At 65.8% G+C, this 10,775-nt stretch carries 7 protein-coding genes; all 7 read left to right on the top strand.

Going from position 1 to position 10,775, the window contains the following annotated elements:
- Positions 1 to 695: sodium:solute symporter family transporter (locus ACR9ZJ_RS07430; protein WP_481287380.1), on the top strand; the 695-nt coding region annotated here is incomplete at its 5' end.
- 40 nt (positions 696 to 735) lie between these two features.
- Positions 736 to 1,626, top strand: coding sequence for a LysR family transcriptional regulator (locus ACR9ZJ_RS07425; RefSeq protein ID WP_481279936.1), 891 nt, complete (start codon positions 736 to 738; stop codon positions 1,624 to 1,626).
- Positions 1,627 to 1,885: 259 nt separating this feature from the next.
- Entirely contained in the window at positions 1,886 to 4,138 is a 2,253-nt protein-coding gene (locus ACR9ZJ_RS07420) for a TonB-dependent receptor (protein ID WP_481287379.1), read from the top strand.
- A complete protein-coding gene (locus ACR9ZJ_RS07415; RefSeq protein ID WP_481287378.1) occupies positions 4,135 to 5,403 on the top strand; it encodes a serine hydrolase domain-containing protein in 1,269 nt (422 codons plus the stop codon). Before ACR9ZJ_RS07420 ends, ACR9ZJ_RS07415 begins: the two co-directional genes overlap by 4 nt.
- 20 nt (positions 5,404 to 5,423) lie before the next feature.
- A complete protein-coding gene (locus ACR9ZJ_RS07410; RefSeq protein ID WP_481287377.1) occupies positions 5,424 to 7,589 on the top strand; it encodes a formylglycine-generating enzyme family protein in 2,166 nt (721 codons plus the stop codon).
- On the top strand, positions 7,586 to 9,412 hold the full coding sequence (locus tag ACR9ZJ_RS07405) for a glycoside hydrolase family 127 protein (protein WP_481287376.1): 1,827 nt from the start codon (positions 7,586 to 7,588) through the stop codon (positions 9,410 to 9,412). Before ACR9ZJ_RS07410 ends, ACR9ZJ_RS07405 begins: the two co-directional genes overlap by 4 nt.
- Positions 9,413 to 9,535: 123 nt before the next feature.
- Positions 9,536 to 10,681 carry a CaiB/BaiF CoA transferase family protein gene (locus tag ACR9ZJ_RS07400; RefSeq protein ID WP_481287375.1) on the top strand — a complete coding sequence of 382 codons (1,146 nt, stop codon included), beginning with the start codon at positions 9,536 to 9,538 and terminating at the stop codon, positions 10,679 to 10,681.
- Positions 10,682 to 10,775 lie beyond the last annotated feature (94 nt).

Here is a 10,775-nt window from a genome sequence, read left to right as displayed (position 1 = left end):
AGGAGGCGGGACGATCGATCTGGGCTTTCGCGGCGATCATGATCCCGGGTGGCTTCGTCTTCTACATGATCGGTACCGCGCTGTTCGTCTACTACAAGGCCCACCCCGAGCGGATGAACCCGCTGCTGCCGATCGACGCGACCTTCCCGCTGTTCATCGCCGCGGAGTTGCCGATGGGCGTCACCGGCCTCATCGTCGCGGGCATCTTCGCGGCGGCCATGGCGACGCTATCGGGCATCATGAACAGCGTGGCGACACTGGTCTCGGTGGATTTCTACGAGCGCCTGGTGAAGAACCCATCGCCCAAGCGAAGCGTGGTCTTCGCCGAAGTGAGCACGATCGCGGTCGGCCTGGTCGGCATCGGGCTGGCCTTGCTGCTGTCGCGCTTCGATGTGCATTCACTGTTCGACGTGTCGATCGAACTAGCCGGATTGCTGGGCGGTGGCTTCGCAGGCGCGTACACCCTGGGCATGTTCACCCGGCGCGCCAACTCGCCGGGGGTGGCGATCGGCATCGCCGGCAGCACCGCGCTCACCCTCGTGGCCTGGGCGTTCCGGCTCGTGCATCCGTACTTCTACCTGGCGATCTCGATCTTCCTCTGCATCGTGATCGGCTACGTGGCCAGCCTGTTCTTCCCCGCGCCGACCCGCTCGCTCAAGGGCCTGACGATCCATCGCGAACCCCGGGAGGGATGACCTACCATGGCTCCACCCTGACCAGCGCCGGCGAGATCCCGTGGAGACCCAGTTCCTCAACACCTTCATCACCGTGGCCGACCACGGTTCCATGGCGGCGGCGGCGCGCCTGCTGAACATCACGCCCGCTGCCGTGGCGCAGCAAATCCGCACGCTGGAACGCGAGATCGGCGCCACCCTGATCGCCCGCGTAGGCCGCACGGTGAGCGTCACCGAGGAAGGCTCGCGCATCCTCCAGCGCTCGCGCGACCTGCTGCGCAACGTCGCCGACCTGCGCAGCGTCGCCAACGAGAGCGGGGTATCGGGCGAGCTGCGCCTGGGTGCGTGCCCGACCGCGCTGGCGGGCATGCTGCCGGACATCCTCGCGCGCATGGTGGAGACCTTTCCCCGGATCAACGTGTTCATCAAGCCGGGGTATTCGGTGGACCTGTACCGCGACGTGGAAGCGGGCGACCTCGATGCGGCCGTGGTCTTGCAGGCGCCGTTTCCGCTGCCCAAGACCTGTGAATGGCAGTTGCTGCGCGAGGAACCGCTCGTGGTGCTGGCGCCGCGCTCCATGGCGGCGCGCGATCCGCACGACCTTCTCGCCAGCGAACCCCTGATCCGCTACGACCGCAACCAGTGGGGCGGCCGCCAGGCGGACGACTACCTGCGCGCGAACGGCATCGTGCCGCGTGAGCGCTTCGAGTTGAACGCGTTGAACGCGATCGCGGTGATGGTCGACCGTGGCCTGGGCGTGTCGCTGGTGCCCGACTGGGCACAGCCATGGCCGGAAGGACTCGACCTCGTGCGCCTGCCGTTGCCGAAACCATCGGAGCCCCGGCGCATCGGCATCGTGTGGTCGCGTTCGAGCGTGCGCGTGCGGCTGGTCACGGTGTTGCTGCAGGAAGGCCGCAAGGCCATGGCGTCGGCGTCATCGCCTGCACGATGAAGATGTCGGCGATGTTGCGCCGCCGCATAGTTTTGCTTGGTTCGTAAGCAACAAAAACTAGTCTCTGAACATACCCGCCGTCGGTTTCTCGGCAAGGGCGAAGCGCATAGATTCGCCATCAACGAAACCCAGGTCATTGGGACGCCGGGGAGGGCGTCGCCAACCGCAACAGCAGCTACCGTCAGGCGCGTCGTCATCGGCGCTCGCGCCGCACTCGCCCGCCTGGGCGATCCGTTCCAACGGCATCCACGGACCCGACATGATCAAACCACTTTCCGCCGCGATCGGCAGCATCCTGCTGGTCTCCCTGTTCGCCACCAGCGTGCTTGCGCAGGATGCCACGGCCCCGGCCGCTGGCGAGGCGCCGAAGGCCACGAAGAAGAAATCCGATAAGCCCGCCGAGCCGACCGATCTCGACCAGGTGATCGTCACCGGCACGCGCACGCCGAAGGCGGTCGACGAGATTCCCGGTGCGATCACGGTGGTGAACAAGGAAGAGATCGCGCATACGCTGCTGGTGACCGAGGACGCGACGGCGGTGCTGGCGCGTTCGGTGCCGGGTTATGCCGAGTCGTCGCAGGCGATGAGCAACACGGGCGAGACCTTGCGTGGCCGCATTCCGCTGCGCCTGTTCGACGGCGTGCCCCAGGGTTCTCCGCTGCGCGAGGGTACGCGCAACGGCACCTTCACCGACATGGGCATCGTCGGCCGCGTGGAAGTGATCAACGGGCCATCCGCCTCGGAGGGCATCGGTGCGGCGGGCGGCATCATCAACTACATCTCGAAGACGCCGACCAAGGAAGGCAACGAGACGACGATCACCACGCGCTACCAGACCCAGGGAAAGTCGGACAGCGGTGGCTGGAAGACCGGCGTGACCTTCTCCCGCAAGCAGGGCAGCTACGACATGCTGCTTTCCGGCTCGTATATCGATCGCGGCATCACCTACGACGGCAACGGACGGCGCATCGGCCTGAACACCTCGGGCTCGCTCGCCGATTCCACGTCGAGCAACCTGTTCGCCAAGCTCGGCTACAACTTCGGCGAGAACGATGACCAGCGCATCCAGGCCACCTTCAGCAAGTTCAAGATCCAGGGCAAGGGCGATTACGTGCAGGTGCTGGGCTGCCGTGGCCCGACCGACGACCCGCCGTGCGACGTGCCGCGGACGAACACCTCCGAGAAGGGCCACATCTTCGGTTCGAAGGACGCCTTCAACAACTTCAAGCAGTACTCGTTCGAATACACCAACAAGAACGTACTGGGCGGCTCGCTGGACATCAACGTGTACAAGGCCGACCAGGCCATGCGCTACCTGCCCGAGAACACCGAGGACAAGCAGGACCCGCTGATCGCGCCGCTGAACACCTTGTACGACCAGTCCGAGATCACGGCGAAGAAGCGCGGCATCCGCACCTCGTGGACGCGCCCGGATTTCCTGGTGACCGGTCTCGAACTGCACACGGGTGTCGACGTGGCGCGTGACGAGGCACAGCAACGCCTGGCCTTGACCGGCCGCCTTTGGGTGCCGCCGATGATCTACAACAGCGTGGCGCCTTATGCGCAGCTGTCCTACGACATCGGGCCGTTGACGATCAGCGGTGGTTATCGCCGGGAAAGCGATCGCCTCACGGTCGACAGCTATACCACCACCTATTACCGCAACCGCGTGTTCGTACAGGGCGGCAAGCTCAACTACAAGGAAAACCTGCGCAACATCGGTGGCATCTGGCGTATCGGGGACGAATGGTCGGTGTTCGCCTCGTACAGCGAAGGGTTCACCCTGCCGAACATCGGTATCCCGTTGCGCAACATCAGCACGCCGGGCCAGTCGGTCAGCCGCATCCGCGACCTCGAGCCGATCATCTACAAGAACAACGAATTCGGCTTCAACTGGCGCGGCGACAAGGGCGCGTTCGGCGCGACGCACTACATCTCGAAGTCGCCATTCGGTTCCTCGCTCGCGGTGGACCCGCACACCACCGACTTCATCCTATCGCGAGCACCGGTGCGTATCGAAGGCACCGAGGTGACCGGCGAGTGGCGCTTCAACGACGCCTGGAAAGTGAACGGGATCTACTCGCACATCTCCGGCCGCACCGCCTTCTGGTCGGCGGACCCCGCCGGGCGATTCGGCGCGGGCAGCCTGAACAAGCCCCTGGGCGTGCTCGACATCAACCCGGACAAGCTGGCCTATTCGGTCACATGGAACTACTCGTCGCGCGGCGACGCCACTCTCGGCGCCACTTCGCTGTTCGGCCGCCATGTATCCGGTCACGACGTTCGCGCCTATGACGGCGCGACCTTCAGCTATGACGAGCGGACACACGGCTATACCTTGTGGGACCTGGGCGTGAACTACAGCCTGGAGCGCTACGGCAAGCTCTCGCTCGGTGTCGAGAACCTGCTCGACAAGCAGTACATCCTCAGCTGGTCGCAGCTGGCGGGTTACCAGAACTACTGGGCCGGCCGCGGCCGGGTCACCTCGCTCACCTACACGATCACCTTGTGAGGCGATGGCGTTTCCACGGGGGCCGTGCCGTTCGGGCGGCCCTGCTGGCTGGTTTCCTCGCCGGTGCTCCGGCATGGGCGGGCGAAGCGTGGTCGCCGGAACGACTGGAGACGCTGCACGCCTTCTTGCGTGACGCGACGTCGAACGCCGGTTATTCCGGCGGTGTGAGCCTCATCGTCCACGACGGACAGGTGGTGGAAGCCGGGGTCTACGGTTACGAAGACCTCGGCCGCCACCGGCCGATGCGGCGTGACGCGATTTTCCGCATCTATTCGATGACCAAGACCGTGACGTCGGTCGCACTGATGATGCTGGTGGAGGAGGGCAAGGTATCGCTCGACCAGCCGGTGTCGGATTTCCTGCCGGGATTCGACACGCCAAGGGTGATGACGGGCGGCAGTGCCGAGGCACCTACGCTCAGGGACGCCTCGCGCCGTGTCACCCTGCACGACCTGCTGACGCATACCTCCGGGTATCCCGCCGGATTGCCAGGCGACCGTCTCGCCGTCGCGACCATGGAACGCATCGACCCCCATGCCGCCAACGACCTGGCCGGCTTCGCCGACCGGATGAGCCGGGTACCGCTCGCCGCCGATCCCGGTACGCGCTTCGGCTATGACGGGGCTTCGCTGGAACTCGTCGCCCGGGTGGTCGAGGTGGTGGCGAAAAAGCCCTTCGCCGAGTTCCTGCGCGAGCGGATCTTCGTCCCACTGGAGATGCGCGATACCGCGTTTTCCGTGGTACCCGCCAAGCGCGACCGGATCGTGGACCTGACCCGCATGGGCGACGACGGCCGGCTCGCACTGGACACGAGCTACAGCGCCCGCCATCCCGGCGAGCCACTGAACCGCTACACGAGCGGGGCGGGTGGCCTTTACTCCACGGTGGACGATTTCGCCCGCTTCGCGGGCATGCTGCTCGATGGCGGCCGTGCGGGCGATCGTGTCCTGCTGGGAAGGAAGACGGTGGAGCTGATGATGAGCAACCACCTGGGCATGCTCGATCCGCCGGTCACCCAGTTCAACGCAGGCGAGGGCTTCGGCATCGGCGGTTACGTCGTGATCGATCCGGCCCGGCGTGGCCAGCTGGGCTCGGTAGGCCAATATGGCTGGACAGGCGCCGCCTCCACCACCTACACGATCGACCCGCACGAGCATCTCGTGGCGATCCTCCTGTTGCAGCACCTTCCCCGCGACGATGGCGGCAAGGACCTCCCGCGCCTCGCGCGGCCTTTCTACGACCTCGTCTACCATGCCCTTCCATGACCTCCACGCCGCCACCGCCCATGAATCCACCGCCTGACGACCGCGACGACGCCCCCCGGGTGACGCACGAGTTCAAGTTTTCCCACGTCACCACGGGCCGCTACTTGCCCACGCCGGGCAAGGCGCCTGGTTGGCCGTTCGCCGAGATCGGCCACTGGAAGATGGATGTCGATGGCAGCGCGGACGACTGGGTGCGCGAACTGACCGACTGGCGCCGCGAGCACCTGGTGCGTATCGGTTACGACGACACCAACTATCGACGTCCTGAATTGCAGTGGGCACAGCGCAACTTCGTCCACGCGCAGATGATGGTGGAGGACCGCTATTTCTACGACCCGGTGGCGGGGCGCTATACCGTCGACCGCTACCTGGACGATCTTGAGGCACGCTTCGGCGGCATCGATAGCGTGCTGATCTGGTTCGTCTATCCGAACATCGGCATCGACGACCGTAACAAGACCGATCTCGCCTTCGACCTTCCCGGTGGGTTGGAGGGACTGCGCTCCGCGGTGGATGACTTCCACCGGCGGGGCGTGCGCGTATTCCTTCCCACCATGCCCTGGGATCACGGCACGCGGCCTCCGGAAGAAAACGATTGGCGGACGATGGCCGGGCTGGTCGAAGCGGTGGGTGCCGATGGCGTCAACGGCGATACCTACAACGGCGTACCACGTGCTTTCTTCGATGCCTGCGACGCCGTGGGCCATCCTGTCGTACTGCAGCCGGAATCGACGATCAGTGCCGAGGAACAGTTGATCTGGAACGTGCAGAGTTGGGGCAAGAAGGCACCCAACGAGGCTATTCCTCCCGTGGCCAAGTTCAAGTGGCTCGAACCGCGGCACATGATCAACTACGAGAACCGCTGGGGCCGCGACCGCAACCACGACCTGCAATACATCTTCTTCAACGGCATCGGTTACAACGCCTGGGAAAACATCTGGGGCATCTGGAACCAGTTCACGCCTCGTGATGCCGAATCGCTTCGACGCATCGCCCGCATCGAACGCCGCTTCGCCCCCGCGATGGTGAGCATGGACTGGCGGCCCTACGAACGGACCCTGCAAGCGGGTGTCTTCGCCAGCCGCTTCCCGGTGGAAGGCTATACGGTGTGGACGGTCGTCAATCGCAACGAGTACATTGTCGACGGCGAGCAACTCGCGCTTCCCCATGCCGAGGGAACGCGCTACTACGACCTGTGGAATGGCGTCGCATTGACGCCGCGCATGGACGGGGGAAGGGCGGTGTTGGGCATGGCCCTCGAAGGCCGCGGCTTTGGCGCCGTGCTGGCCTTGCGCGCGGGCGCCTCCGTGGATGGCCTCGACGACTTCCTCGCGGCCATGAATGCCGCTGCCGCCACGCCACTGGCCTCGCTCTCATCCACCTGGCGCAGCCTGCCGCAACGCCAGGTCCCCATCGCCCGGACACTGCCGCAATCCTCCCCACCGCACGGCATGGTGCCGGTGCCGGGCGGCGTGTTCGACTTCGTCGTCGGCGGCGTCGAAATCGAAGGGCAAACGTGGGAAGGCAACGATGTCCAGTATCCCTGGGAATCGAGCCCCCGCCGCGGTCACCGCCACCGCATGTCGATCGCGCCGTTTCACATCGACCGCACGCCGGTCACCAATGCGCAATTCGCCGTCTTCCTCGCTGAAAGTGGCTGGGCACCGGCCGACGAACACCATTTCCTCTGCCATTGGCGCAACGGGAAGCCGCCCGCCGGTTGGGAAAACAAGCCCGTCACCTGGGTGGCGTTGGAGGATGCACGCGCGTACGCCGCATGGGCCGGCAAGCGGCTGCCGCACGAATGGGAGTGGCAGTACGCCGCCCAGGGCGACGACGGCCGGCGCTATCCCTGGGGCGACGACTGGCGCGACGACCGGGTACCCGTGCCGAACCGCGGGCGCACGTTGCGCGCGCCGGCGAACGTCGATGCGTTTCCCGCGGCGGCCAGCCCGTTCGGCGTGCTCGACCTCGTCGGCAACGTCTGGCAGTGGACGGATGAATACGAGGATGAACATACGAGGAGCGCGATCCTGCGCGGTGGCAGTTCCTATCAGCCACAGACGTCGCACTGGTACTTCCCGCAGGCGTATCGCCTCGACCAGCATGGAAAGTACCTGTTGATGGCCCCGTGCAAGGACCGCTCCGGCTGCATCGGCTTCCGTTGCGTGGTCGACGCCGCATGAAGGTGAGTACCCGCCTGGATGGCCTTCTCGGCGAGGCCCTGGCCGCGAACCTTCGCGGCCGGCTGTCGCATTTCATCGTCGATGAAACGAGCCCCGCGATCGCCTTGTTCGCGCCGGAACGCCGCGCATCGAACGAGGAAGGCGACTGGTATGGCGAGCATGCGGGCAAGTGGCTGGTGGCCGCGTCGCGCGCCGCGGCGCGCAGCGGCGACGCGGCCTTGCGTGCCAGCGTGCTTCGCGTGGCCGATTATCTGGTCTCCGTGCAGGAAGAGGACGGTTACCTGGGTACCTACGCGCCGTCTCGCCGCTTCATGCGCCCTCAACCACCGAAGCCGGTGAGCTGGGACGGCGCACCGAGCGTACGTACGTGGGATATCTGGACGCATGCCTACCTGATGCTCGGCCTCATCGAGGTGCACCGTCAGTTGGGTGGCGAGCGCTACCTCGAAAGCGCACGACGCATCGGCGACCTGTGCCTGCACACGCTGAGCGGAGGCGGCATCGACATCACGGATCTCGGCAACCATTTCGGCATGTCGGCGACGGTGTTGCTCGATCCCGCCGTGGAACTGCACCTCGCCACGGGTGATCCCCGCTATCTCGAACTGGCCCGGCGCGTGCTCGACCAGGCGGACGCGAACCCGCCGCTCGCACTGCTGAAGCAAAGCCTCGCCGGCACCGATGCCGCCTTCATCGGCACGGGCAAGGCCTATCAACTGGCCTGGAACATGGTCGGCATGGCCAAGCTGCATCGCGTCACCGGCGAAACCGACCTGCTGCGCGCGGTGGAGAATGTCTGGACCAGTATTCGCGACCACCACCTCACGCTCGGCGGCGGACCCTGGGGCGGCGTGGCACATCGCTCGCGCGAGGTCTTCAATGCCCCTGGCGCGTTCAGCCCGGAAGGCTATGTGGAGACCTGTTCGACCCTGGCCTGGATCCAGCTCAACCGGGAGCTGCTCGCGATCACGGGCGAGGCGCGCTACGCGGAGGAGATCGAACGCTCCGCGTACAACGACCTCCTCGCCGCACAGGCGCCCGATGGCGAGGACTGGTGTTATTACGTGTTTCCCAACGGCCGTCGCGTGCATACCACCTACTGGCGCTGCTGCAAGTCCAGCGGCGCCATGGCCGTCGAGGAGCTGCCCGACATCGCCGTGGGCATGCGCGATCCGGCGACGCTCGACGTCAACCTCTTTGGTGCCGGCGAATCGACGGCCACGCTGGAAGCCCCGGGATGCGTCACGCTTCGGCAGGCCACGGCCTGGCCGTATCCCGATGACGTGCGCATCGATCTCGAAGTGGAACGCGAGGCGCATTTCAGGCTGAGGATTCGCGTGCCTTCCTGGGCGGCGGGCGCCACCGTGCTGGTCAACGGAGCGGCGATCGGCGTGGCTGTCGTGCCGGGTAGCTACGCCACGATCGAGCGCGAGTGGCGCACCGGCGACCGCGTCCTGGCGCGGTTTCCCGCCCGACCCATCGTGCATCGCGCGACGAACCGCAACGTGCAGGAATCGCGTGCTCCCGACGGCGGCGCGGTGCGGCAGGAAGTGCTGCGCTTCGATTACGTCGGTTTCACCTGCGGTCCGCTGGTCTATGCCACGGAACGCGTCGACGGCTTCAAGACCAGCGAGATGGTGAAGTTGCCGCAGGGGCCGGTTGAGGATTGGCTCGTATGTGAGCGGGGGGAGGACGGCATGCCCACGCTGCGCTTCGATCCCGGGTACCGGCCGCCGCTGCGGTTCACCCCGTATTTCGCCACGGGAGGCCGTCACGACAGGGCCTGGCGGCTCACATGGCTAGGCCTGGCGCCGACGGACTGATTGCACCTTCAAGCAATATTTTCTGCTGCCAGAACATATCGGGGCGGGCTGTTTCGGGCATCCCGCCTGCGGCAAAGTGATTCGCGGAAACGGGACATGGCAACTGTGGATACCGAGGCAAACATGGAAACGTCGACATCGTCCCCCCGCCGGGCGTCCGGCCCACTCGCCGGCGTGAAGGTGCTGGACCTGAGCGCCTATATCGCCGGCCCCTACGGCTGCACACTGCTCGCCGACCAGGGCGCGGACGTCATCAAGATCGAGCCGCCCGGCGGTGACAACCTGCGCCAGTATCCGTCGACGCTGGCCGCCGAGAGCCGGGCCTTCCTCGGCGTGAACCGCAGCAAGCGCGGCATCGTGCTCGACCTGAAGAATCCATCCGATCACGCCGCCTTGTTGCGCCTCGTGCGCGAGGCGGACGTGCTCGTGCACAATTTCAGGCCGGGCGTGCCGAAGCGGCTGGCGATCGACCACGAACGGCTCAACCTGATCAACCCGCGCCTTATTTATTGCGCGGTCACCGGCTACGGTGAATCCGGCCCGATGAAGGACAAGGCCGGCTACGACCAGGTCTTGCAGACGATGACCGGCATGTGCACCTTGCAGGGCAAGCGCAACGGTCCGCCGGAAGTGATCTACGGCTCGGTGGTGGATTACTACGCGGCCGCGCTGTTGGCGGCGGGCGTATCGTCGGCGCTGTATGAGCGCGAGCGCAGCGGCCTCGGCCAGTACGTCGGCATCTCGTTGCTGCGCAGCGCGCTCACCATGCAATCCGCGCGGATGATATGGGCGGAAGGGGAGTCGTTGGACATCGGCCGCGACATGCGTTCCGGTGGCGTCACCGGCATCCATCCTACCCGTGATGGCTACATCTATATATCCGCGAATACGCCGCACTTCTGGAAGGCCTTGTGCGAGCGCACCGGCTTGCAGGCCTTGCACGATGACGAGCGCTACGACACCGTGCGCAAGCGGGCCGAGCACCACAACGAGATCGTGCCACGGTTGCATGACGCGCTCGCCGCGCACAGTGCGCTCGAATGGGAGACGATCTTCGGCGACGCCGTGCCCAGCGCCGCGGCCCGTCGTATCGAGGACATGTTCGATCACCCGCAGGTGGCCGCGGAAGGCCTCGTCGCCACGTTCGAACATCCCGTGGTGGGCCAGTATCGCGGGGTGAATCATCCCATCCATTTCAGCCGTACGCCGGCACCGGACCCTTTCGCCGCGCCGACATTGAACCAGCACGAAGACCTGCTCGAACGTTGAATCGACGGGGCATCGGCGTGATGCCTTGGAGATTTGCCGGGACGGTAGGCGTATCGGACACTCCAACCTGCGATCATCCGGCCCCGGGATTCGC

This window comes from Luteibacter sp. KNZ12-1A (assembly GCF_056755675.1).
Note: the sequence above shows the minus strand (reverse complement) of the source record. Positions and strands in the feature narration are given on the sequence as shown.